At 71.4% G+C, this 22,358-nt stretch carries 22 protein-coding genes; 17 read left to right on the forward strand and 5 right to left on the reverse strand.

Features of this window, described 5'->3' with window-relative positions; all coding sequences use genetic code 11:
- The first annotated feature begins 91 nt into the window (after positions 1 to 91).
- A complete protein-coding gene (locus B9B60_RS09015) occupies positions 92 to 1,213 on the forward strand; it encodes a cytochrome P450 (RefSeq protein ID WP_200811199.1) in 1,122 nt (373 codons plus the stop codon).
- A gap of 99 nt (positions 1,214 to 1,312) precedes the next feature.
- Here B9B60_RS09015 and B9B60_RS09020 read toward each other — a convergent pair whose 3' ends face one another.
- Positions 1,313 to 2,407, reverse strand: coding sequence for an inositol-3-phosphate synthase (locus B9B60_RS09020; protein ID WP_072626009.1), 1,095 nt, complete (start codon positions 2,405 to 2,407; stop codon positions 1,313 to 1,315).
- Complete coding sequence (locus B9B60_RS09025) at positions 2,404 to 3,012, reverse strand: PadR family transcriptional regulator (protein ID WP_234993816.1); 609 nt, start codon at positions 3,010 to 3,012, stop codon at positions 2,404 to 2,406. The genes B9B60_RS09020 and B9B60_RS09025 overlap by 4 nt, the downstream gene beginning before the upstream one ends.
- Before the next feature lie 185 nt (positions 3,013 to 3,197).
- On the opposite strand from B9B60_RS09025, the gene B9B60_RS09030 reads away from it, so the two are divergent.
- The 8 genes from B9B60_RS09030 (at position 3,198) to B9B60_RS09065 (ending at position 11,386) form a co-directional block, all read left to right on the forward strand.
- Positions 3,198 to 5,573: a transglycosylase domain-containing protein gene (locus B9B60_RS09030; RefSeq protein ID WP_084451165.1), complete on the forward strand. Its 2,376-nt coding sequence runs from the start codon at positions 3,198 to 3,200 to the stop codon at positions 5,571 to 5,573.
- The gene (locus B9B60_RS09035; RefSeq protein WP_084451044.1) at positions 5,573 to 6,913 is read left to right on the forward strand and encodes a hypothetical protein; all 1,341 of its coding nucleotides are present in this window, start codon (positions 5,573 to 5,575) and stop codon (positions 6,911 to 6,913) included. The genes B9B60_RS09030 and B9B60_RS09035 overlap by 1 nt, the downstream gene beginning before the upstream one ends.
- Before the next feature lie 170 nt (positions 6,914 to 7,083).
- Complete coding sequence (rpsF, locus tag B9B60_RS09040) at positions 7,084 to 7,371, forward strand: 30S ribosomal protein S6 (protein ID WP_084451046.1); 288 nt, start codon at positions 7,084 to 7,086, stop codon at positions 7,369 to 7,371.
- A 73-nt stretch (positions 7,372 to 7,444) separates the two neighbouring features.
- On the forward strand, positions 7,445 to 8,065 hold the full coding sequence (locus B9B60_RS09045; protein WP_084451048.1) for a single-stranded DNA-binding protein: 621 nt from the start codon (positions 7,445 to 7,447) through the stop codon (positions 8,063 to 8,065).
- Between the two features lie 95 nt (positions 8,066 to 8,160).
- Complete coding sequence (gene rpsR, locus B9B60_RS09050) at positions 8,161 to 8,397, forward strand: 30S ribosomal protein S18 (RefSeq protein WP_007925814.1); 237 nt, start codon at positions 8,161 to 8,163, stop codon at positions 8,395 to 8,397.
- A 27-nt stretch (positions 8,398 to 8,424) separates the two neighbouring features.
- Positions 8,425 to 8,871, forward strand: coding sequence for a 50S ribosomal protein L9 (gene rplI, locus B9B60_RS09055; protein ID WP_084451050.1), 447 nt, complete (start codon positions 8,425 to 8,427; stop codon positions 8,869 to 8,871).
- Positions 8,872 to 9,056: 185 nt separating this feature from the next.
- Positions 9,057 to 10,709, forward strand: a complete 1,653-nt coding sequence (locus B9B60_RS09060; protein ID WP_084451052.1) for a DUF3352 domain-containing protein — start codon at positions 9,057 to 9,059, stop codon at positions 10,707 to 10,709.
- A 65-nt stretch (positions 10,710 to 10,774) separates the two neighbouring features.
- The gene (locus tag B9B60_RS09065; protein ID WP_084451053.1) at positions 10,775 to 11,386 is read left to right on the forward strand and encodes a hypothetical protein; all 612 of its coding nucleotides are present in this window, start codon (positions 10,775 to 10,777) and stop codon (positions 11,384 to 11,386) included.
- An 86-nt stretch (positions 11,387 to 11,472) separates the two neighbouring features.
- Here B9B60_RS09065 and B9B60_RS09070 read toward each other — a convergent pair whose 3' ends face one another.
- Entirely contained in the window at positions 11,473 to 12,816 is a 1,344-nt protein-coding gene (locus B9B60_RS09070; RefSeq protein ID WP_084451055.1) for an MATE family efflux transporter, read from the reverse strand.
- Between the two features lie 166 nt (positions 12,817 to 12,982).
- Entirely contained in the window at positions 12,983 to 13,165 is a 183-nt protein-coding gene (locus B9B60_RS17175; protein ID WP_159451183.1) for a hypothetical protein, read from the reverse strand.
- Between the two features lie 32 nt (positions 13,166 to 13,197).
- On the opposite strand from B9B60_RS17175, the gene B9B60_RS09075 reads away from it, so the two are divergent.
- The 7 genes from B9B60_RS09075 to B9B60_RS09105 all read left to right on the forward strand — a co-directional run bounded on the left by B9B60_RS09075 (position 13,198) and on the right by B9B60_RS09105 (position 20,431).
- Complete coding sequence (locus tag B9B60_RS09075; RefSeq protein WP_084451057.1) at positions 13,198 to 15,276, forward strand: discoidin domain-containing protein; 2,079 nt, start codon at positions 13,198 to 13,200, stop codon at positions 15,274 to 15,276.
- Between the two features lie 110 nt (positions 15,277 to 15,386).
- The gene (locus B9B60_RS09080; protein ID WP_084451059.1) at positions 15,387 to 16,379 is read left to right on the forward strand and encodes an AAA family ATPase; all 993 of its coding nucleotides are present in this window, start codon (positions 15,387 to 15,389) and stop codon (positions 16,377 to 16,379) included.
- Between the two features lie 7 nt (positions 16,380 to 16,386).
- Complete coding sequence (locus B9B60_RS09085) at positions 16,387 to 17,268, forward strand: DUF58 domain-containing protein (RefSeq protein WP_084451061.1); 882 nt, start codon at positions 16,387 to 16,389, stop codon at positions 17,266 to 17,268.
- The gene (locus B9B60_RS09090; protein ID WP_084451062.1) at positions 17,258 to 17,731 is read left to right on the forward strand and encodes a hypothetical protein; all 474 of its coding nucleotides are present in this window, start codon (positions 17,258 to 17,260) and stop codon (positions 17,729 to 17,731) included. The genes B9B60_RS09085 and B9B60_RS09090 overlap by 11 nt, the downstream gene beginning before the upstream one ends.
- A complete protein-coding gene (locus tag B9B60_RS09095) occupies positions 17,731 to 18,714 on the forward strand; it encodes a VWA domain-containing protein (RefSeq protein ID WP_143445516.1) in 984 nt (327 codons plus the stop codon). Before B9B60_RS09090 ends, B9B60_RS09095 begins: the two co-directional genes overlap by 1 nt.
- Complete coding sequence (locus B9B60_RS09100) at positions 18,711 to 19,694, forward strand: vWA domain-containing protein (protein WP_143445517.1); 984 nt, start codon at positions 18,711 to 18,713, stop codon at positions 19,692 to 19,694. Before B9B60_RS09095 ends, B9B60_RS09100 begins: the two co-directional genes overlap by 4 nt.
- Positions 19,691 to 20,431 carry a hypothetical protein gene (locus B9B60_RS09105; protein WP_084451068.1) on the forward strand — a complete coding sequence of 247 codons (741 nt, stop codon included), beginning with the start codon at positions 19,691 to 19,693 and terminating at the stop codon, positions 20,429 to 20,431. Before B9B60_RS09100 ends, B9B60_RS09105 begins: the two co-directional genes overlap by 4 nt.
- A 19-nt stretch (positions 20,432 to 20,450) precedes the next feature.
- Here the strand turns inward: B9B60_RS09105 and B9B60_RS09110 are convergent, their stop codons facing one another.
- On the reverse strand, positions 20,451 to 21,182 hold the full coding sequence (locus B9B60_RS09110; RefSeq protein ID WP_159451185.1) for a GntR family transcriptional regulator: 732 nt from the start codon (positions 21,180 to 21,182) through the stop codon (positions 20,451 to 20,453).
- A gap of 141 nt (positions 21,183 to 21,323) precedes the next feature.
- On the opposite strand from B9B60_RS09110, the gene B9B60_RS09115 reads away from it, so the two are divergent.
- Positions 21,324 to 22,358, forward strand: a complete 1,035-nt coding sequence (locus B9B60_RS09115) for a Gfo/Idh/MocA family protein (RefSeq protein ID WP_084451069.1) — start codon at positions 21,324 to 21,326, stop codon at positions 22,356 to 22,358.

A 22,358-nucleotide genomic window follows, 5' to 3' on the forward strand; every position in this document is an offset into this window, starting at 1 on the left:
GGTGGCCATGATGGCGGCATGACCACGGTGGACCTCCTCGACCCGGCCCTTGTCGACGACCCCTACCCGCTGCTGGCGGGCTGCCGGGCCCGTGCTCCGGGCCACCGACGGGCGCTGGGTGGCGACGACGCACGCGGCGGTGAGTGCCACCCTTCGGCACCGGGCACTCGGGCGGATCTGGACGGACTGGCAGCCGGCCGAGCAGATGGAGCCCTTCAACACGCTGCACCGCAACCAGCTCATGGAGAACGAACCGCCCGAGCACACCCGCATGCGCCGCCTCCTCGCCGGGGCCTTCGCCAAGGGGCACGTCGAGCGGATGCGTCCGCGGATCGAGACCCTCGCCGACGCGCTCCTCGACGAGCTCGACCCGACCGGCCCCGTCGACGTCCTGGCCGCCTACGCCGAGCCGATGCCCGTCTACGTCATCGCCGACCTGCTCGGGGTCCCCCGCGAGGACCACGTCCGCCTGCGCGACTGGTCGCAGGCCATCGTGCACATGTACGAGCAGGGCGTCGACGAGGCGATCCGGGAGGCCGCCGTGTGCGCGAGCGCGGACTTCGCCGACTACGTGCGCGGCGTCGTGGAGCTGCGTCGCGCGCAGCCGGGCGAGGACCTCGTGAGTGACCTCATCGCCGAGCGTGACGGTGGCAGCGGGTTCAGCGAGGAGGAGCTCGTCGCGACGGTCGTCCTGCTGCTCAACGCCGGCCACGAGGCCTCGGTCAACACCTTCGGCAACGGCCTCCACGCCCTGCTGCGCCACCCCGACCAGCTGGAGCGCATCACGGGCGGGGAGGTCACGCCCGCGACCGCGCTCGAGGAGCTGATCCGCTTCGACGCGCCGCTGCAGCTCTTCGAGAGGACCGCCACCGCGCAGGTCGAGATCGCGGGCGCCACGGTGGCGAAGGGGGAGACCGTCGCCTGCCTCATGGGCTCGGCCAACCGCGACGCTGCCGTCTTCGGCGCCGACCCGGCGACGGGTGCCGACGCCTTCGACGTCGCGCGCAATCCCAACCCGCACGTCGGCTTCGGCCTCGGTCGCCACTTCTGCCTCGGCGCACCGCTCGCCCGGGTCGAGCTCGAGATCACCCTGCGACGGCTGCTCGAGCGATTCCCCGACATCGCCCTCGCTGGCGCCCCGCCCCGCCGCCCGACCTGGGTCCTGCGGGGTCTGGCCGCGCTGCCGGTCACCGTGGGGCCCGCTGGCCGCTGAGCAAGACAAACACCCCCTTCGCAAGGGTTTCAAACCCTTGCGAAGGGGGTGTTTGTCGGGTGACCCGGAAAACGCGGGGCGGGTGGGTCAGCGCTCTGGTCAGCGCTCCTCGGTGCCGGCGATGAAGGCCTCGAGCTTCGCGCGGCCCTCGGTGTCCTCGCGCTGCTCCGGCGGGGACTTCATGAGGTAGCTGCTCGCGGAGAGCAGGGCGCCGCCGATACCGCGGTCCTTGGCGATCTTGGCCGCGCGGATCGCGTCGATGATGATGCCCGCCGAGTTGGGCGAGTCCCAGACCTCGAGCTTGTACTCGAGGTTGAGCGGGACGTCGCCGAAGGCGCGACCCTCGAGGCGCACGTAGGCCCACTTGCGGTCGTCGAGCCAAGCGACGTAGTCCGACGGGCCGATGTGGACATTGCGGTCGTCGGCCCCGACCCCGGCGAGCGGGCCGTCGAGGTTGGAGGTCACGGCCTGGGTCTTGGAGATCTTCTTCGACTCCAGGCGCTCGCGCTCGAGCATGTTCTTGAAGTCCATGTTGCCGCCGACGTTGAGCTGGTAGGTGCGGTCGAGGACCACGCCGCGCTGCTCGAAGAGCTTGGCCATGACGCGGTGGGTGATCGTCGCGCCGACCTGGCTCTTGATGTCGTCGCCGATGATCGGGACGCCGGCGTCGGCGAACTTCTGCGCCCACTCCGGGTCGGAGGCGATGAAGACCGGCAGCGCGTTGACGAAGGCGACGCCCGCGTCGATGGCGCACTGGGCGTAGAACTTGTCGGCCTCCTCCGAACCCACCGGCAGGTAGGAGACGAGGACGTCGACCTCGGCGTCGCGCAGCGCCTGGACGACGTCGACCGGCTCGGCCGGCGACTCGTCGATCGTCAGGGCGTAGTACTTTCCGATGCCGTCGAGGGTGTGTCCGCGCTGGACCGTCACGCCGGTCGTCGGGACCTCGGCGATCTTGATCGTGTTGTTCTCCGAGCTGTTGATCGCCTCGGCGAGGTCCTTGCCGACCTTCTTGTCGTCGACGTCGAAGGCAGCCACGAACTGCACGTCGGAGACGTGATAGTCGCCGAAGGTCACGTGCATCAGGCCGGGCACGGTGCCCTGCGGGTCGGCGTCCTTGTAGTACTCGACTCCCTGGACGAGCGAGCTCGCGCAGTTGCCGACGCCGACGATGGCGACGCGGATGGCGGTCATGGGTTCTCCTTGGTGGGGGGCGGGTTGAAGGCGGGATGGGCGGGGTCGCTCAGCGAGCCCGGTCGCACCTGGGGTGCGCGACGCTCGGCGTCGATGAGCTCGTCGAGCCAGGCGACGGCACGCTCGGTCGCGTCCTCGCCGTGGCTGTGGAGTGCGGCGGTCCACCGGTCGAGGCGCTCGCCCTGCTCGGCGGCGCGCATCGCGCCCAGCTGCTCGGCCAGGCGGGCGCGGCGACCCTCGAGGATGCGCAGGCGCACCTCGCGCTCGGTGCGGGCGAAGAAGGCCAGGCGCACGTCGAAGGCGTCGTCGGCCCAGCTGCTCGGGTCGGTGCGCCCGGCGATCGCGGCGAAGGCCTCACGGCCGGCATCGGTGATCGTGTAGGTGATCCGCTGCCGGCGGCTGCCCGCGGCGCGCGGCTCGTCACGGTCGACGCTCACCAGCTCCTGCCCCTGCAGGCTCGCGAGGCAGGGGTAGAGCGTGCCGAAGGACAGCGCGCGGAAGGCGCCGAGCCGGGTGTTGAGCCGACGCCGCAGCTCGTAGCCGTGCAGCGGGCTCTCGTGGAGCAGGCCGAGGACGGCGAACTCGAGCATCTCTCGACGGCGCACGTCAGCTCCCTTCGCTCCATCGGTGGACCCGGCCGAAGGGGGCAGCCCGGGTCGGGCGTCGATCGGCGCGGTGTTCGAAGGTTACCCGATGTATCGGACGGATACATCGGGTTGGCGTTGGAGCGGCGCGTCGCCGTGCCCCCATACTGGAAGGAGCCGTACCGACCCGTCCCACCGAGGTGCTCATGTCCAACGCCCCCCGCTCGCGCGCCGAGGCGCGCTCTCGCCGCACGCGCTCTCGCGGCCGCGGTCGACGTGGGCGCCGCGGCATCCTGCGCAAGCTCCTGCTGGGTCTGGCGGCCCTCGTCGCCCTGGGGATCGCTGCCATCGTGGCGGCCTACCTGCTCATCGACATCCCGAAGCCCAACGACCGGGCGGTCTCGCAGGCCTCGGTCCTCTACTACTCCGACGGCAAGACCGAGATGGACCGCATCGCCACGGTCAACCGTGAGTCGGTGGAGCTCGAGGAGGTGCCCGAGGGGGTGCAGCACGCCTTCATCGCCGCCGAGGACCGCAGCTTCTACGACAACCGGGGCATCTCGCCCAAGGGCATCTTCCGCGCCGTGAGCGGCGCGGTCGCCGGCGAGGACCGCGGGGGTGGCTCGACGATCACCCAGCAGTACGTCAAGAACTACTTCCTCACCCAGGACCAGACCCTCGAGCGCAAGGGCCGCGAGATCCTGCTGTCGATCAAGATCGACGGCGAGCTGAGCAAGGACGAGATCCTCGCCAACTACCTCAACACCATCTACTTCGGCCGCGGCGCCGACGGCATCCAGACCGCCTCCAAGGCCTACTTCGGCAAGGACGTCAGCAAGCTGACCCCGTCGGAGGGTGCCCTGCTCGCCAGCGTCATCCGCGGACCCTCGCTCTACGACCCCGCTCTCGGCGAGCAGCAGACCCAGTCGGCCAAGGACCGCTGGGCCTACGTCCTCGACGGCATGGTCGCCGAGGGGTGGATGACCCCCGCAGAGCGGGAGAAGCAGGCCTTCCCCAAGACGATCGCCCCCAAGCAGCGCTCGCAGGCCGGGTCCGACGACATCGGCTTCATCACCGAGGAGGTGCGCGAGGAGCTGCGCAACCGCCTCAAGCTGTCCGACGCCGACATCGACCGCGGCGGCTTCAAGATCGTCACGACGATCGACCGCAAGGCGCAGCGCTCCGCGGCCGAGGCGGTCGAGGAGTCGCGACCGACCGGTGAGGGAACCTCCGACCTGCACATCGGTCTGGCCTCGATCCAGCCCGGCGACGGCGCGATCCGGGCGATGTACGGCGGACCGAAGTACGGCAAGGGCCGCTACGGGTACTTCAACTCCGCGGTCGACGGCAAGATGCAGGCCGGCTCGACGATGAAGCCCTTCACGATGATCGCTGCTCTGCGCAAGGGGATCCCGCTGTCGACGACCTACAGCGGGGCGAGCCCCTACTACAACCGTGCCTTCATCTACGACGGTGCCGATGCCTCGGACATCCAGCGCCAGGGTGGCATCGTCAACTTCGGCAACAGCTCCTACGGCCCGGTCAACATGCGCACGGCGACCCAGAAGTCGGTCAACACCTACTACGCGCAGCTCAATCTGGCCGCCAAGCCCAAGGCCACGGCCGAGTCGGCCAAGGACGCCGGCGTCGTCGCCTACGACGGCGACAAGCGCACCGGCCTGTCGACCGGTCCGGGCAATGTCTTCGGCACCGACGCGGTCCGGGTCATCGACATGGCCAACGCCTACGCGACGATCGCCGCCGAGGGGCGGCGGGCCACGCCCTACTACATCTCCACGGTGACGAGCACCGGCGAGCACGACCTCGAGTACGAGGTGAAGAAGGACGTGCGCCGCGCCTTCCCGCAGGACGTCGCGCGCGACGCCATCCAGGCCATGAGCCTCGTGGGTCAGCCCGGCGGCACCGGGTACCCGACGGTCGCCGACCTCGGTCGGCCGGTGGGAGGCAAGACCGGCACGACCTCCAACAACTACGCGGCGTGGTTCGACGGCTTCACGCCGGGACAGCTGGCGACCGCGGTCGGCATGTACAAGGGCGACGGTCGTCTCGTCGAGAAGAACCAGCTGAAGAACATCGGCGGCTTCGCCGAGGTCACCGGCGGCACGATCCCGGCCCGGATCTGGACGGACTACATGATCGGGGCACTCGAGGGCGAGCCGGTCAAGAAGCTCCCCCCGGCCGGCAATGTCACCTACCGCCCGCAGACGGACAACACCACCGCGCCGGCGCCGATCACGACGACGCAGACGCCCGTCCCGGAGCCGACGACGACCCGGTCGACGACCCAGGAGCCGGAGCCCACGTCGACCTCCTCCTCCTCGTCGACGTCGTCCAGCTCCAGCAGCTCGAGCTCGTCGTCCACCTCCTCGACGACGAGCAGCACGACCCGGACCACGCCGCCGACGAGGACGACGCCGCCGACGAGGACCACGACGTCCACGCCTCGGCCCACGACGGAGGAGCCACCGCCGCCGACGACGACATCGGAGCCGACGCTCCCGACGTCGCCGGTGCCGAGCTTCACCCCCAACGGCGGTGCCACCACCGGGCAGCGTGACTAGTGCCTCGTGAGTGGACGGCGCGCGACCTGCTGCCGCCGGAGTCGAGCGCGGTCCTGGGCGGGCCCCTGGGTCGCCGGGCGTCGAGTCGTGAGCGCTCGCTGCCCCGGCTGCTGCCCCTCGTCGTCGCCCTCGTCGTGCTGCCGATGGCCGGCGCCTTCCTGCGTCAGGGGCACTGCGTCGTCAACGGCTGGAACGGCAACGACCAGTTCTGGCGCGGGTGCTTCTCCGACCTGCCGGCGCAGTACCAGCTCGCCGGGCTCGACCGTGGACTCGGCGGCTGGCTCACCGGCGAGGCCCGCCTCGACCAGATGCCCCTGCTGTCGGGTCTGATGGCCTTCGTCGGTGGTCTGGTCCCCGATGCCGGGTGGCTCGACGAGTCGCGGTGGTACCTCACCCTGTGGACGGTGATCATCGCGCTGTGCCTCGTCGTCGCGGTGTGGTGCGTCGCCCTGCTGCGGCCCGAGCGACTCGACCTGGCGACCCAGCTGGCCCTGTCGCCGGTCCACGTCGTCGCCGCGCTGCTGTCTCCCGACCTCGTCGTCGTCACCCTCCTCGTCGCCGCGATGCTGGCCGACACCCGACGTCGCCCGGTCCTCGCCGGGGTGCTCCTCGGCCTCGCGCTGCTCGGTCATGCCTGGGTGGGGCTGGCCGCCGTCGCCCTGGTCATCGCCGCCCGTCGGGTCGGGCACGAGGCCGCGGCGGTGCGGACCGTCCTCGTCGCGCTCGGGACCGCGGTCTCGCTCGCGGTCGTGCTCGCGCTCTCCGCCCCCGCGATCGTCACCGGCCCGTTGCGGGCGTGGTGGGGTGAGAAGCCGGGCTACGGGTCGGTCCTGCTCATCCCCGAGCTCGCCGGTCACCCGCTGCCGGACCGGGTCGCCCCGCTCGTCTCGCTCCTCGGTGTCGCCGTCGCGGTGTGGGCCTGCGTCGTCATGGCCCGACGGGCGTGGCGACCGGCCACGTGGGCGCAGGTCGCGGCCTTCGGGGTGCCGGTCATGGCCCTCACGAGCACCTCGGTGCCGGTCCAGGCTGCCCTGTGGGTCCTGCCGCTGGCGATCCTCGCCGGGATCTCCTGGCGCACCCACCTGGGTTTCGCCGCGGTGGAGGCCGCGCACGCGACCGCACTGTGGCTGCACATCGGTGCGGCCGCGGACCCCGACAAGGGACTGCCGGCCCAGTGGTACGCGGTCGTCGTCCTCGGCCGGGCCATCGCGTGGGGCTTCCTGCTGTGGTCCGTCTGGTACACCCCCGTCGACAACCCGGTCGGGCGGCCGGCGCCCGCCGACCGTCCCCAGACGCCGCGGGCCCGACCCCACGATCCACAGCACGCGGCCATGGTCTGAGGCGCCCCCCTTCGTCCGGCACGCTTTGGTGCGAAGGGAGTGCAGCCGATACCCTGAACCGTCCCCCCTCCAGGTCGTCACCCGACGACGTGTCGGGGGGTACCGATGCACCAACCCTCCTGTCACGGAGAGACCGTGACCGCACAGACCGAAGGAGGCGGGTTATCAGCATGCGTCAGTACGAGCTCATGGTCATCTTCGACCCCGAGACCGACGAGCGGGCCGTTCAGCCGCTGTTCGACAAGTTCCTCACCGTCGTCACCAAGGACGGCGGTAGCGTGGACAAGATCGACCACTGGGGCCGTCGTCGTCTCGCCTACGAGATCAACAAGAAGGCCGAGGGCCTCTACGCCGTCGCCAACCTGACCTGCACGCCGGCCACGAGCAAGGAGCTCGACCGCCAGCTGGGTCTCTCCGAGCAGGTCCTGCGGACCAAGCTCATGCGCGTCGACGCCTGAGGCGTCCACTTCCAGCCTGTCGGTCCCGGCTGACAGGCTCACCTGAGAGATCACCGATCGACAAGGAATCCCCATGGCAGGCGAGACCCCCATCACCGTAATCGGCAACCTCACGGCGGACCCGGAGCTGCGGTTCACGCCGAGCGGCGCGGCCGTGGCCAACTTCACCGTGGCCTCGACCCCGCGCACCTTCGACCGTCAGACCAACGAGTGGAAGGACGCGGAGACGCTCTTCATGCGCTGCTCCGTGTGGCGTGAGGCCGCCGAAAACGTGGCGGAGTCGCTCACCCGCGGGACCCGCGTCGTCGTCACCGGTCGTCTCGTCTCCCGCTCGTGGGAGGACAAGGAGACCGGGCAGAAGCGCTCCGTCATGGAGATGCAGGTCGACGAGGTCGGCCCCTCGCTGCGCTACGCCACGGCCAAGGTCACCAAGACCCAGCGTGGCGGCGGTGGCGGCGGTCAGGGCGGCGGCTCCTGGGGCGGCGGCGGTGGCCAGGGTGGTTCCGGTGGCGGCTTCGGCGGCCAGCAGGACGACCCGTGGGCGACCGGCGGCGGCCAGGGTGGCGGCCAGCAGGGTGGCGGCGCGTGGGGCGGTGGCCAGCAGGCCCCGGCCCAGGGTGGCGCTCCCCAGGGCGGCGGCCAGGGCGGCGGTGGCTGGGGCAATGCCCCGAGCTACGACGAGCCCCCCTTCTGATCGATCTCTGACGCCTGACCCCGGTCGGGCACTGACACCACTTCCATCCCGAGGACCAACCTCGGGCTCTCATTGACACGAAGGAGAGCACCACGATGGCCAAGCCCGTAGTGCGCAAGCCCAAGAAGAAGGCCAACCCGCTCAAGGCGGCGAAGGTCGAGAACATCGACTACAAGGACGCGAACCTGCTGCGCAAGTTCATCTCCGACCGCGGGAAGATCCGTGCGCGTCGCGTCACCGGCGTCTCCGTCCAGGAGCAGCGTCGCATCGCGACCGCCGTCAAGAACGCCCGGGAGATGGCGCTGCTGCCCTACTCCTCGTCCAACCGCTGATCCGCGGCCGAGAAGCAAGGAGCAGACATGAAGGTCATCCTCACCCACGAGGTCACCGGCCTCGGTACCGCCGGTGACGTCGTCGACGTCAAGCCGGGCTACGCCCGCAACTTCCTCTTCCGCCGTGGCCTGGCCACCGCGTGGACCAAGGGTGCGCAGAAGCAGGTCGAGGCGATCGCCGCCGGCCGCGCCGCTCGCGCCGTGAAGTCCCTGGAGGAGGCCCAGTCGATCAAGGGCAACCTCGAGGCCCAGCAGGTCACGATCAGCGCCCACGCCGGTGACTCCGGTCGCCTCTTCGGCGCCGTGACCAGCCGCGAGGTCGCCGAGGCCGTCAAGGCCGGCGGTGGCCCCGAGCTCGACCGCCGCACCATCGAGATCCCGACGCCGATCAAGTCGGTCGGCCCGGCCCAGGCGCTCGTGCATCTGCACCCCGAGGTGCAGGCCACGGTCGCTCTCGAGGTCGTCGCCGGCTGAGTCCGCGAGATCTCGGGTCGCGCCCTCGGGCGTGATCAGGCCGAAGGGGGGCGCCCACCGCACGGTGGGCGCCCCCCTTCGTCATGCCCTCCCGGGGTGCTGATGGGTAGTCCTCCCCATGGTCTGCGCAGCCCCGTCGACCGTAAGGTTCCGGTAAGGACACCACGAGCACGGGGAGACCCACCATGTCGCAGCCACCCTTCGGTCAGCAGCCGCCCACGCCCGGGCCCGGTCAGCCGCCGCCCCCGCCCGGCTACGGGCCGGCCCAAGGCCAGCAGCCCCCGCCGCCTGCCGGTTACGGGCAGCCCGGTGGGCAGTACCAGCAGGGCTACGCCCAGCAGGGGTACCAGCCCGGTCACCCGCAGCAGCCCGGCCAGTGGGGCCAGGCGCCGGTGCAGCCGCCGGCCCCGAAGTCCACCAAGGCCCTCAAGTGGGGGGCCTTCGGCGTGGCGGGCGTCGTCGCCCTCGGCGTCGTCGGTGGTGGCGCGGTCTTCGCCTACAGCAAGCTCAACGGTGGCGGGGCCCAGCCGGAGGAGGCCCTGCCGGCCACCTCGGTCGCCTTCGCCAAGATCGACCTCGACCCCTCGGCGAACCAGAAGGTCGACGCCTTCCGCTTCGCCCGCAAGTTCCCCGGCATGCGCGACTCCCTCGAGGGCGTCGACGAGAACGGCGACCTGCGCAAGGAGATCTTCGACGCGATCAAGGAGGACGGCGGGCTTGAGGGCGTCGACTACGCCCAGGACGTCGAGCCGTGGCTCGGCCAGCGCTTCGGTGTCGCGCTCCTGCCCGCAGCCGACGGTGGCACCGAGCCCGAGGTCGTCGTCGCCCTCGCGAGCACCGACCAGGACGCCGCCAAGGAGGGCCTGTCCAAGGTCACCAACGGCGAGGGTGGCTACTGCTCGGTCCAGGCCGACTTCGCGATCTGCGGCGAGGAGCAGTCGGTCGTCGACAAGGCGGTCAACGACGCCGCGGGCGCCAACCTCGCCGACAGCGACACCTTCCGGCAGGACATGGACGACCTCGGCGAGGACGGCATGATGACCGGCTGGATGGACGCCAGCCGGGTGAGCGAGCTCGGGCTCTCGACGGGCACCGTCCAGGCCGACCAGCAGGGCCGGATCGCCGCGGCCGTCCGCTTCGACGGGCCGACCCTCGAGGTCGCCGGTCGGGTCAACGGCCTGCCGGCGGGCAGCGTCCCGTCGGGCGAGGGCACGATGGTCGGCGACCTGCCGGCCGACACCCTCGGGGTCTTCGCCGTCACCGGTCTCGACGAGTCGCTGCGCAAGGCCTGGCCCGAGCTCGACAAGAACGCCAAGAGCATCCTCGGTGACGACTGGCAGGAGGGTCTGGACTCCTTCACCAACGAGACCGGCGTCTCGGTGCCGGACGACCTCGCCAAGGCCGTCGGCAGCGACACCGCGATCACCGTCGGCGCGTCGGCCGACGAGCCCAAGGTCGCGCTCGTCACCAACGGCGACCGCGGCATCATCGACAAGCTCACCGGCGCGGTCGACTCCGGGGGCACCTCCGGCGCCCCGCAGATTACGGTCAAGGACGCCGGTGACAACCGCACCGTCGTCGCCACGCCGGCCGGCTACGCCGACGAGGTCGCTCGCGGCTCCGGCCTCGGTGACAGCGATGCCTTCAAGGACGCCGTGCCCGAGGCCGACGACGCGAGCAGCGTGCTCTACGTCGACATCAGCAAGGCTGTCGAGCTCTTCGGCGACGAGCTCGACGACGAGGAGCGGGCCAACATCGAGCCGCTCTCGGCGCTGGGCTTCTCGATGACCGGCGAGGACGACCACGCCGAGTTCGCGCTGCGCCTGACGACGAAGTGACCCGCCTGCCCGGCACCGGACTTTCGCCGGTGCCGGGCAGCAGGCAGGATGCAGGGGTGACTTCCATGGGGCAGACGGACGGCAGCACGCGCGAGGACTACTGGCGCACGGTCGGGCAGGTCGGCGCGCAGCGTCGGCCGCTCGGTGACACCGACGAGCCGGCGCAGTGGCCGGGCGGGTCGTCGACCTACCGGCACGTGACGACCCCGCACTCGGGGATCATCGCGACCGACGGGCTGTCCGACGGCGCCGGCGACTCGCTGGGCCTCGAGATCTACGTCGAGGGCCGCGAGCTCGTGCAGGACCCCGACGGCGAGGGCCGCTGGCTCGTCGCGGCGCTCGAGGAGGCCGCTGGTGCGCTCGCCGCTGCGGGGGCCGAGCAGGTCGACGCCGCGCTGCGCGACCACACCCTGCTCTCGCTCGAGATCTCCGCCGGCGAGGCGCCGTCCGACTGGGCCGACGCCGGGCGCTTGGGTGTGCTCGTGGGCGTCGAGCTGCCGGGGCGCCCCCAGTCCATCGGTTCCGACGTGCGGGTCCTGGCGATCACGCCGCTGCGCCCGAGCGAGCTGGCCGTGGTGACCAGCGAGGGCCCCGGTGGGCGTCGCCGCATCGCCGAGGCCCTGGCGGGCCAGGGGTGGTACTCCTACGCCGACAGCACCCGCCCGCCCGTCGCCTGACGTCGTCGGCACACGTCGCCGGACCGCCCGACCGGAGCGAGGTACCCCCCACCGGATAGGCGGTCGCGACCACCTCGACCCGTGGATCAGCGGGTCGCGCCGGTGACCGCCCACGCGTCGCCCCGGATGCGCCAGGCCATGCAGGCCCCGCGCAGCACCATGAAGGCCGTGAAGGCCAACCACAGCGTCACCACGGCCGCCTCGGGACCGTGGTCGCCGCCGACGACCCGGGCCAGGAGCACGACGGGGACGTAGGCGAGCAGCACGAGGCTCATCGACCCGGCGAGCCAGCGACCGTCGCCGGCCCCGATGAGCACCCCGTCGACGACGAAGACGTAGCCGGACAGCGGCTGGCACAGGGCGACGACGACCAGACCCGCGGCGATCGCGCTGCGCACGGCGGGGTCGTCGGTGAAGAGCGCGGGCAGGACCCGGTGCAGCGAGAGCAGCCCGACACCGAGCACGACGCCACCCCAGATGCCCCACCGGACCATGAGCGCCGTCGCGGCGCGGGCACCGGCCGCGTCACCACTGCCGAGCTGGGCTCCGGTGAGGGCCTGGCCGGCGATGGCGAGGGCGTCGAGGGCGAAGACGAGCAGTGACCAGATCGTCGTCGTCACCTGGTAGGCGGCGAGCGGCACGTCGCCGAAGGCCGCGGCGGTCGCCACGGTGAGCAGGATGATCGCGCGCAGCGCGAGCGTGCGCACGAGGAGGGGGACCCCGTCGAGGGCCGCGGACACCACCCGTCCGACGTGCGGGCGAAGGGAGGCCCCCGCGCCTCGTCCCTGCCGCAGGATGACCGCGAGCAGCGCGAACGCCATGCCGCACTGGGCGATGACCGTGCCCCACGCGGCACCGCCGATGCCCATCCCCGCCCCGAGGACGAGGGCGATCGACAGCACGGCATTGGCACCGAAGCCGATCGCGGAGACGACGAGCGGGGTGCGGGTGTCCTGCAGGCCGCGCAGGATCCCGGTCGCGGCGAGCACGAGGAGCATTGCGGGCAGACCGAGGGCGCTGATCCGCAGGTAGACGACGGCCTCGTCGAGGGCGGCCGGGGAGGAGCCGAAGGCCTGGGCGAGCGGCCGGGCCCCCAGCCCGACGACGATCGCCGCAAGCGCCCCGAGGCCCGCAGCGAGCCAGATCCCCCCGACCCCGACCTCGATCGCACCGCGCCATGAACCGGCGCCGAACTGCCGGGCGACGACGCTCGTCGTGCCGTAGGCGAGGAAGACGAAGACCCCGGCTGCGGTGAGCAGCACCGAGCTCGCCGCCCCCAGGCCGGCGAGCGGGACGACGCCGAGCCGGCCGACGACAGCAGCGTCGACCATGAGGAAAAGCGGCTCGGCGACGAGCGCGAGGAAGGCGGGGACGGCGAGCGAGAGGATCTGCCGCGGCCCGACCTGGGCTGCGGGTGCGGGTGAGGTCACCCCCGCACCCTACGAGCGCCCCGCCGGCCCGGGTTTCGCGCCCGCGCGACCCCGCCCGAACCTGCATTGCCGTAGGGCAATGCAGATTAAGGTGGCATGAGGGCGCATTGCCGTAGGGCAATGCGGGTTCAGGTGGGCTCGGGTTGGGTCAGGGGGGTCGGGTGGATCAGGCGGTCCAGGCGGCCCAGAGGCGGGCGTAGCGGCCGCCGGCGGCGACGAGTTCGTCGTGGGTGCCGGCGGAGCGGTACCCCCGCCGTCGCGGGAGGGGCCGGCTGCTCGATCGCCGCCCCATGAGAGCGCATCGGCGCTCGGCCGCCATCACGGGCGAGGGAGCGCTATTGTCGGTCAAGCGTCCCAGTTACTCGCGAGTAGGAGCTTGGCATGACCGCACCGCACCGCCGCACGAGGCGAGGGTTGATCCCCTTCGTCCTGCTCCTGCTCGTCGCCCTGCTCGGCGGCAGCGCCAGGGGGGCGGGAGCGGACCCGCAGCCCTGGTACGAGCAGAGCGACCCGCTGCCGGAGGACTCCGAGCTCGGCGTCACCGGGGCGCCGTTCACGGGGACCGGGCCGAAGGAAGAGGTGCGTGGCCTCATCGACGCGCACACGCACCTGATGTCCGACGAGGGCTTCGGCGGCGACATCGTCTGCGGCAAGACCTTCAGCGAGCTCGGCATCGAGGACGCCCTCACCGACTGCCACAGCCACGGCAGCGACGGCCGCACCGGCCTCATCGAGAACGTCACCCACCTCGAGGGCAAGGGGCCGCTCGACCCGCACGACACCGATCTCTACCCGACCTTCAAGGACGCCCCGAAGTGGTCCTCCCTCACCCACCAGCAGATGTACTACCGGTGGGTGGAGCGGGCCTGGCGCGGTGGCCAGCGGATCATGGTCGCCGACACGGTCAACAACTCCGTCCTGTGCTCGCTGCCGACCCAGGTCAACACCAGCTCGTGCAACGACATGGACGTCGTGCGTCGCCAGGTGAAGAAGACCAAGGAGCTCGAGGCCTTCGTCGACGCGCGCCACGGCGGCCCGGGCAAGGGCTGGTTCCGCATCGCCTACTCGCCGGAGGAGGCCCGGCGCTATGTCGAGCAGGGCAAGATGGCCGTCATCCTCGGCATGGAGGTCTCCGCTCCCTTCGGCTGCGGCATGACCCTGGGCGTCTCGCACTGCTCCAAGGCCAAGATCGACGCCGGTCTCGACGAGGCCAAGAAGCTCGGGATCCGCTCGATGTACCTGTGCCACAAGTTCGACAACGCGCTGTGCGGGGTGCGCTTCGACTCCGGGACCCAGGGCATCGTCGTCAACGTCGGCAACTTCCTGACGACCGGGCAGTTCTGGCAGGTGGAGCGGTGCCGGACGCAGCTGCACGACAACACCGTCGAGGGCGGGGTCATCCCGCCCAAGGTCGCCGAGCTCGTCCCCGGACAGGTGCTGCCGATCTACCCGGAGGGGCCGCACTGCAACCGGCGCGGGCTGACCTCGCTGGGCGAGTACGCCCTGCGCGGGATGATGGACCGCGACCTCATGGTCGAGATCGACCACCAGAGCGTCAAGGCGGCCTCGCGGACGATGGAGATCCTCGAGTCCGAGGCCTACCCCGGCGTCATCTCGAGCCACTCGTGGATGGACAAGCACTTCACCGAGCGGGTCTACCGGCTCGGCGGGTTCATCACCCAGTACGGCCACGGTGCCGAGGAGTTCGTCGAGGAGGGGCACGCCGAGCGGCCGGTCCGGCAGAAGTACGACGTCGGCTACGGCTTCGGCATGGACATGAACGGCTTCGGCGGGACGCCGCCGCCCCGTGACGACGCGGCCGACACACCGCTCGTCTACCCCTTCGCCCCCGTGACGGGCTCCGGGAGCGTCGACCGGCAGGTGACCGGTCAGCGGATCTGGGACTACAACCGGGACGGCGTCGCCCACTACGGGATGGTCCCTGACTGGGTCGAGGACATGCGCAGCAACCACGGCACGGAGGGCCGGCAGGTCGTCGACGACCTGCTGCGCGGTCCCGAGTCCTACCTGCGCACCTGGGCGGCGACGACCGGCTGGGAGCAGGGTGCCGACCTGACGAAGGGAGCGGTCGCCACCGCGAGCAGCACGGAGTGGAGCCTCACCGGCAAGCTGCGCCCCGGCAGTGCCATCGACGACGACGCCGCGACTCGCTGGTCGAGCCGGTGGGGCGACGACGCCTGGTGGGCGGTCGACCTCGGCACCCCGCGGATCGTGCGCCGGGTGAGCCTGGACCAGGAGGCCGCCCACGCCTCGCGCTACCGCGTGCAGACCAGCCTCGACGGGCAGTCGTGGACGACCGTGGCGACGGTGACCGACGGCGACGGCGGGCTCGACACCCACACCATCGGCCCGACGTCCGCGCGGCACGTGCGGGTGGTCACCGACGAGCGGGCCACGACGTACGGCGTCTCGCTGCACGAGGTGCGGGTGACGAGCTAGGTCGCCGGGTCTCGACCACCGTGGCCGGGGGAGTGCTCCCCAGTGCCCCGGCCCCGGTGACTCCGTAGAGTGGCGCCGTCACCACGGACACCACAGCGAAGGGGAGCGACGTGCCGCCCACGAGCAGGATCAGCAAGGACCAGCTGGAGCGGGCCCGGAGCCTCGTCGCCTCGGTCGACAAGGGCTTCGAGTCCAAGGTCGTCGGCCAGCGACGGCTGCGCGAGACCCTCCTCATCGGTCTGCTCACAGGCGGTCACGTGCTGCTGGAGTCGGTGCCCGGCCTGGCCAAGACGACGGCCGCGCACGCGCTCGCGACGGCCATCGGTGGCTCCTTCAAGCGAATCCAGTGCACCCCCGACCTGCTGCCGAGCGACATCGTCGGCACCCAGGTCTACGACGCCAGCCAGGGCAAGTTCGTCACCCAGCTCGGCCCCGTGCACGCCAACTTCGTCCTGCTCGACGAGATCAACCGCAGCTCGGCCAAGACGCAGTCGGCGATGCTCGAGGCGATGCAGGAGCGGCAGACCTCCATCGGCGGCCAGGTCTTCAAGGTGCCCGAGCCCTTCCTCGTCCTCGCGACGCAGAACCCCATCGAGCAGGAGGGCACCTACGTCCTGCCCGAGGCCCAGCTCGACCGCTTCATGCTCAAGGACCTGCTCGACTACCCCAGCCCGGCCGAGGAGGCCGAGGTCGTGCGCCGCATCGACGCCGGCGTCTTCGAGCAGCCCGAGCGGGCGATGATCGACATCGCCGACGCCCGCGAGCTGCAGCGTCTGGCGGGGTCGGTCTACCTCGACAAGGCGATCCTCGACTACATCACCTTCCTCGTGGCGGCGACCCGCACCCCGCACAAGGTCATGCCCCCGGAGCTGGCCCGCTACGTCGAGATCGGCGCCAGCCCGCGAGCCTCGATCGCCTTCGCCAAGGCCGCCCGGGCCGCCGCGCTCCTCCAGGCGCGCGACCACGTCATCCCCGAGGACGTGCGCCACCTGGCCCATCGCGTCCTGCGCCACCGCGTGCTCCTCACCTACGAGGCCACCGCCGACGACGTGCGCGTCGAGACGATCATCGACGCCATCGTGCGCTCCGTGCGCACCCCGTAAGGACGTCATGACGCGTCTGGTCCACAAGGTCAAGGGCAAGCTGTCGATCCACGTCCGACGCCGGTCGGTCGCGCTGCTCGACGGCGGCTACGCCTCTGTCCACAAGGGCCGCTCGATGGACTTCGACGACCTGCGCGAGTACGCGGTCGGCGACGACATCCGGGACATCGACTGGAAGGCATCGGCCCGGCACGGCTCGATGCTCATCAAGCGTTATGTCGCCGAACGCCACTTCTCGCTCATCATCGTCATGCCCGCCGGCCGGGAGATGGCCGCGACGGCCGCCGGTGGTGAGCCCAAGCGCGACATCGCCGTCCTCGCCGCCGGGGTCCTGGGCTGGCTCGCGATCCGGCACGGCGACGACGTCGCGATGATCAGCGGTGCCCCCGGACGCATCCACGCGACCCGCGCCCGCAGCTCCGAGGGTCACCTCGAGCACCTGCTGCAGGAGACCCTGGCGCGCTCGCAACCGGACTCGCCCTCCTCGGACCTGCCCGGGCTCCTGCGGCACATCACCCGCAACGTCAAGGGCCGCAAGGTGCTGCTCGTCGTCGCCGACGACGGCGTCGAGCCCGCCGAGGTCGAGGACACGCTGCGCTCCCTTCGCCTGCGGCACGAGGTGATCTGGGTCGACGTCGCCGACCTCGACCCGCTCGGGGTCGACCCCGAGACCCTCGTGCGCGATGTGGCCGTCGACCACCCGCTGCCCGACCTGCTGCTCTCCGACCGGGAGCTCGCGGCCGCCTTCACCCGGTCCGAGAGCACCCGCCGCCACGACATCGAGGCGATGCTGCGGCGCACCGACGTCTCGTCGGCCCGCGCCGGTCACACCGACGAGGTCGTCCCGATGATCGTCAAGATGCTCGAGAGGAGGCGTCGTGGACGCTGACCCGATCTACCTCGAGCCGCAGGGCTACTCGGTCATCTGGCCCGTGCTCGGCTTCTTCATCATCTTCGGGCTGCTCGTGTGGGCCGTGTGGATCTGGCTGCTCACCCGCGCCCCCGAGTCCGAGGGAGGCTCCGGCTCGCTGCCGCCCGCCGCGCTGCTCAAGCTGCGCCGCGACGCCCTCGCCCGGATCGACAAGGTCGAGGCGGCGGTCGCCGCCAAGAAGACCTCGCCGCGCGCCGGTCACCACGAGCTGTCGCAGATCGTGCGCGGCTTCGTCAGCAAGGCGAGCGGGCTCAAGGCCGAGACGATGACCGCCGCCGACCTGCGTGAGCGAGGTCCGGCGCACCTGGCCCAGCTCATCGAGGAGTACTACCCGCGGCAGTTCGGTCAGGCCGAGGCCGACCCGCCGAGCTTCGCCCGCTCCGCCAAGGCCGCGCGTGACGTCGTCGGGGGGTGGTCGTGATGGGTCTGGCCTTCTGGTGGCTCACCCTGCTCCTGGTCCTCGCCGTCCTCGCGGTTGCCGGCCTCGGCTGGTGGCGCGCCGGGCGCGACACCGCCGCCCGCGACGCGGTGCTCGTCGCCCACTCACGGCGACTGACCCGGCTGCCGGCCTACCGCGCCGCGATCGGGCGGCAGAAGGTGCGCCTCGCGAGCATCGCCGCGCTGCTGGCCGTCGTGCTCCTGCCGCTCGCCGTCGCCGCCGGTCGCCCCGGTACGACCGAGACGATCGACCCGGAGAAGAACAACCGCGACATCATGCTCTGCCTCGACGTCTCCGGCTCGATGTACTCGACCGACCGGGCCGTGCTCGAGAACTTCTCCGAGATCGTCAAGAGCTTCCGTGGCGAGCGGATCGGGCTGGTGCTCTTCAACAACCAGGCCGTCACCGCCTTCCCGCTCACCGACGACTACGACCTCGTCTCGGAGCAGCTGGCCGGCTACGCCGAGGGCTTCACGCTCTTCGGCGGCAGCGAGTACGACCCGACCTCGGGCACCTTCAACGAGCGCATCCTCGCCAGCTCGCTCGTGCCCGATGGACTCGCCAGCTGTGTGCAGAACTTCGACCACGCCGAGGAGGACCGCCCTCGCGCGATCATCCTCGGCACCGACAACGACGTGCACGGCGACGGGGTCTACACCCTCGACGAGGCGACCGAGCTGGCCAAGGAGCGCAAGATCCGCGTTTACGCGCTCAACCCGCTCGCCATCGGCAGCGACCACACCGAGCTCTCGGCCGCGACCGAGGAGACCGGGGGCCGGACCTGGGGGCTCGACCAGCCCGGGGCGACCGAAGAGGTGACCAAGAACATCGAGAAGCTCGAGGCCGCCCGGCTGCCCGATGTCGCGCCGGTCCATGTCCGCACCGACCTGCCGCGGGTGTGGCTCGTGCTCAGCCTCATCGGCCTGGTCGTGCTCTACCCGCTGCTGTGGAGGTGGCGCCGATGAGCTGGCACCCTGTCCTGCCCTGGCCAATCGTCGTCGTCCTCGGGCTGCTCCTCGTCGGCTTCACCCTGTGGCGCCTGCTCGTCGACTCCCACCACCGGGTGCGCTGGGGGCTGCGGCTCGCGACCGCCGTGGCGATGGTCGTCGCCCTCATGGGCCCGGCCGTCAACGGCGCGATCGCCCGTCAGGCCGCCTCCGACGTCAGCGTCTTCTTCGTCGTCGACACGACGACCTCGGCGATGGCGCGCGACCACAACGGTGACAAGACCCGCCTCGAGGGCTATCGCGAGGACATGGCCAAGATCCAGGAGGAGATGCCCGGGGCACGCTTCGCCATCATCACCTTCGACTACACCGCCCGCGTGACGATGCCGCTCACGACCGACACCAATGCGCTGAAGACGGCCGCCAACAACCTCCGGGCCGAGAACAGCCTCTACTCCGGCGGGTCGTCGGTGACCGTCGCCCAGGAGCGGCTGAAGCTCACCCTCGAGGGGGCCAAGGAGCGCCAGCCCGAGCGCTCGCGCGTCGTCTTCTACCTCGGCGACGGCGAGCAGACCGCGAGCGAGGAGCCGACCCCCTTCGACCTGGGTGACCTCGTCGACGGTGGCGCCGTCCTCGGCTACGGGACCGAGGCGGGCGGCCGGATGGCGTCGACCTCGGCGGACGGCACGACCGGTGAGGACATCAAGGACAGCCAGGGCAACCCCGGCGTCAGCAAGATCGACGAGAAGCAGCTCGAGGAGATCGCCGACCAGCTCGGCGTGCCCTACACCCACCGCGCCGGCGGCGACATCGCCCCGGCCCTCGAGGACGCCGACCCCGGCACGACGGTCGAAGGGGAGGGCGCGGCCATCGAGACCTACACCTCGCTCATCTGGGTCTTCGCCCTGCTCATGTCGCTGCTGCTGCTCATCGACCTCTTCGTCACCACGCGCGAGATCGGCCGACTGCGGCGGGTCGAGGCAGGAGGCACGCCATGACGGCACCCATCGAGCCGCGGCTGCGGCGCCGCCGCCGGATGATCCTCGCGACCATCCTCCCGGCGATCGTCCTGGTCGTCCTGGCCATCCGCTTCCTCACCCTGCCCGTCTTCATCGGGCAGGCGCAGGACGCCCACGGCGGCGACGACGGCCCCGGCATGGTCAAGGCGGCCGACCGCCTCCACCCGCTCAACATCGTCGAGCGGTGGCGGGCGCCCTTCGTCGAGGGGACCGGCAAGTCGATCGACGGTGACCTCGAGGGCGGCCGGGCCGACCTCGAGACCGCGCTGGATCGCACCAAGAACCCGCAGGACGACTGCACGGTGCGCACCAACCTCGTCATCACGATCTCCCAGCAGGCCGATGCCGCCAAGGAGGCCGGTGACGAGGACGAGGAGAAGTCGCTGGCCGAGGAAGCCCTGAAGCTCATCGAGGAGGGCCCCGAGGGCTGTCTCGACGGCAGCGACGACGGCAACGGCGGTGAGGCCGGCCGCAAGCAGCAGGAGCAGAAGGACAAGCTCGAGGAGCAGACCGGCAGGTCCCAGCCCGAGGAGCCGCAGGAGCCCGAGGACAAGGGCGACGACGGCGAGGGCGAGGACGAGGAGAAGAAGGACCCGAAGCAGAAGGAGCTCGAGGAGCGCAACCAGCAGGGTCAGCGCCAGTCCGAGACCGACCGCCGCGAGGAAGAGGGCGAGGAGAAGGGCAGCTCCGGCGCCGGCGTCGATAAGCCCTGGTGACTCAGCAAGCCCTGGTGACTCAGCGCTCGTCGAGCATGAGGTCGATGGTGTAGTCCTCGGCGCGGTAGGCGTGGTCGCCGAACTCGATGGCGGCCCCCGAGGCGTCGAAGGCCATGCGGGTCATCGTCAGCACCGGCTGGCCGGAGCGCAGCCCGAGCGCCCGCCGCTCGGCGGCCGTCGGCATGCGCGCACCGATCGACTGGCGCGCGACGACCGGCTTGACCCCCCGCTTGCGCAGCAGCGCGTAGAGCCCCTGGGCCTCGAGGCTCTCGAGGGTGATCTCGGCGTGGGCCGGCGGCAGCCAGTTGTGCATGATCGCCAGCGGCTGGTCGCCGGCGGAGCGCACCCGCACCACCGAGAGCATCTCGGTGTCGGCCGCGAGGTCGAGTGCCGCGGCGGCCCGCTCGTCGGTGCGCATCTCCATCTCGATGACGCTCGTGCGCGGCTCGCGCCCCTCGGCCTCGAGGTCGTCGAAGAGCGAGGACAGCCGGGCCTTGCGGTGCACCTTGCGGTTGGCGACGGTCGTGCCCAGCCCCCGGCGGCGCACGAGCAGCCCCTGGTCGACCATCTCCTGGATCGCCCGGCGGACGGTCGGCCGGGAGAGCGAGAGGCGCCCCGCGAGGGCGACCTCGTTTTCGAAAGGGTCGCCGGGCTCGAGGCGTCCGTCGTCGATCGCGGCGGTCAGCTGCTCGGCGAGCTGGTGGTACAGCGGCACCGGGGACTCCCGGTCGATGACCACCTCGAGCTGCATCGCTGACATGGTCGGAGCATACGCGGCGGGGTGCATGACAGCCATACGTCAGTATGTCCTGACAAACTGTTGACAGGCGTGTGGGCGTGGGGAAGAGTGACCCGCACACCCCGCACGAACCACGCAAAGGAGCGTCCCCGGATGCGGATCGGACTCGTCGGCCTCGGCCGGATCGGCGCCTTCCACGCCGAGACCCTCGTCGGGCTGCCGGAGGTCGACACCCTCGTCATCACCGACGCCCGCGACGGCATCGCCGACGAGGTCGCCTCCCGGCTGCGGGCGGCCGGCTCGGGGGCGCAGGTCGAGGTCGTCGATCCTGACGCGCTGCTCGCCGCGAACCTCGACGGCCTCGTCGTCGCCACCGCCACCAATGGTCACGCCGAGTGGATCCGCCGCGGTGTCGAAGGGGGCGTCCCCACCTTCTGCGAGAAGCCCGCTGCCGGCAGCCTCGACGAGACGATCGAGCTGGCCCGTCTCGAGGCGAGCAGCGGGGTCCCGGTGCACATCGGGCACCAGCGGCGCTTCGACGTCGGCTTCCGCCGGGCGCAGGAGGCCGTCGCCTCCGGCGAGCTCGGCTTCGTCCACACGATCCGGGCCAACACCCACGACCAGGCGCCCCCGCCGGCGGAGTTCATCCCGACCTCGGGCGGCATCTTCCGCGACTGCGGGGTCCACGACTTCGACGCGGTCCGCTTCGTCACCGGCCGCGAGATCGCGAGCGTCTACGCGGTGGGCGCCAACAAGGGCGCCAACAAGGGCGCCGACTTCTTCGCCGAGGCCGGCGACGTCGACACCGGGGCGGCGGTGCTCACCCTCGACGACGACACCCTCGTCCTGATGTCGACGACCCGCTACAACGGCGGCGGCCACGACGTGCGCATGGAGGTCATGGGCGAGCGCGGCACGATCACCGCCGGCCTCGACCACTCGCTGGCCATGGTGAGCGCCGAGCCGGACGTCGACTTCCCCCGCGGCCCGCAGCGCTGGTCCTTCATGGAGCGCTTCCTGCCGGCCTACCGGGCCGAGCTCACCGCCTTCTTCGAGGTGGCCGCCGGCCGCCGCGAGAGCCCCTGCACGATCGCCGACGCGCTCGAGGCCTATCGCACCGCCGAGGCGTGCGAGCTCTCGCGCGCCGAGCGCCGCCCCGTCGCCATGACCGAGATCCGAGGACTGTGA

It is taken from the genome of Janibacter indicus (genome assembly GCF_900176385.1).
GTDB classification, from domain to species: Bacteria; Actinomycetota; Actinomycetes; order Actinomycetales; family Dermatophilaceae; genus Janibacter; species Janibacter indicus.

Coding starts and splice junctions, on each gene's coding strand:
- B9B60_RS09020 (WP_072626009.1), bottom strand. CDS start 2,407: ATGACCGCCATCCGCGTCGCCATCGTCGGCGTCGGCAACTGCGCGAGC.
- B9B60_RS09030 (WP_084451165.1), top strand. CDS start 3,198: ATGTCCAACGCCCCCCGCTCGCGCGCCGAGGCGCGCTCTCGCCGCACG.
- rpsF (WP_084451046.1), top strand. CDS start 7,084: ATGCGTCAGTACGAGCTCATGGTCATCTTCGACCCCGAGACCGACGAG.
- B9B60_RS09045 (WP_084451048.1), top strand. CDS start 7,445: ATGGCAGGCGAGACCCCCATCACCGTAATCGGCAACCTCACGGCGGAC.
- rpsR (WP_007925814.1), top strand. CDS start 8,161: ATGGCCAAGCCCGTAGTGCGCAAGCCCAAGAAGAAGGCCAACCCGCTC.
- rplI (WP_084451050.1), top strand. CDS start 8,425: ATGAAGGTCATCCTCACCCACGAGGTCACCGGCCTCGGTACCGCCGGT.
- B9B60_RS09060 (WP_084451052.1), top strand. CDS start 9,057: ATGTCGCAGCCACCCTTCGGTCAGCAGCCGCCCACGCCCGGGCCCGGT.
- B9B60_RS09065 (WP_084451053.1), top strand. CDS start 10,775: ATGGGGCAGACGGACGGCAGCACGCGCGAGGACTACTGGCGCACGGTC.
- B9B60_RS09075 (WP_084451057.1), top strand. CDS start 13,198: ATGACCGCACCGCACCGCCGCACGAGGCGAGGGTTGATCCCCTTCGTC.
- B9B60_RS09085 (WP_084451061.1), top strand. CDS start 16,387: ATGACGCGTCTGGTCCACAAGGTCAAGGGCAAGCTGTCGATCCACGTC.
- B9B60_RS09095 (WP_143445516.1), top strand. CDS start 17,731: ATGGGTCTGGCCTTCTGGTGGCTCACCCTGCTCCTGGTCCTCGCCGTC.
- B9B60_RS09100 (WP_143445517.1), top strand. CDS start 18,711: ATGAGCTGGCACCCTGTCCTGCCCTGGCCAATCGTCGTCGTCCTCGGG.
- B9B60_RS09105 (WP_084451068.1), top strand. CDS start 19,691: ATGACGGCACCCATCGAGCCGCGGCTGCGGCGCCGCCGCCGGATGATC.
- B9B60_RS09110 (WP_159451185.1), bottom strand. CDS start 21,182: ATGCAGCTCGAGGTGGTCATCGACCGGGAGTCCCCGGTGCCGCTGTAC.
- B9B60_RS09115 (WP_084451069.1), top strand. CDS start 21,324: ATGCGGATCGGACTCGTCGGCCTCGGCCGGATCGGCGCCTTCCACGCC.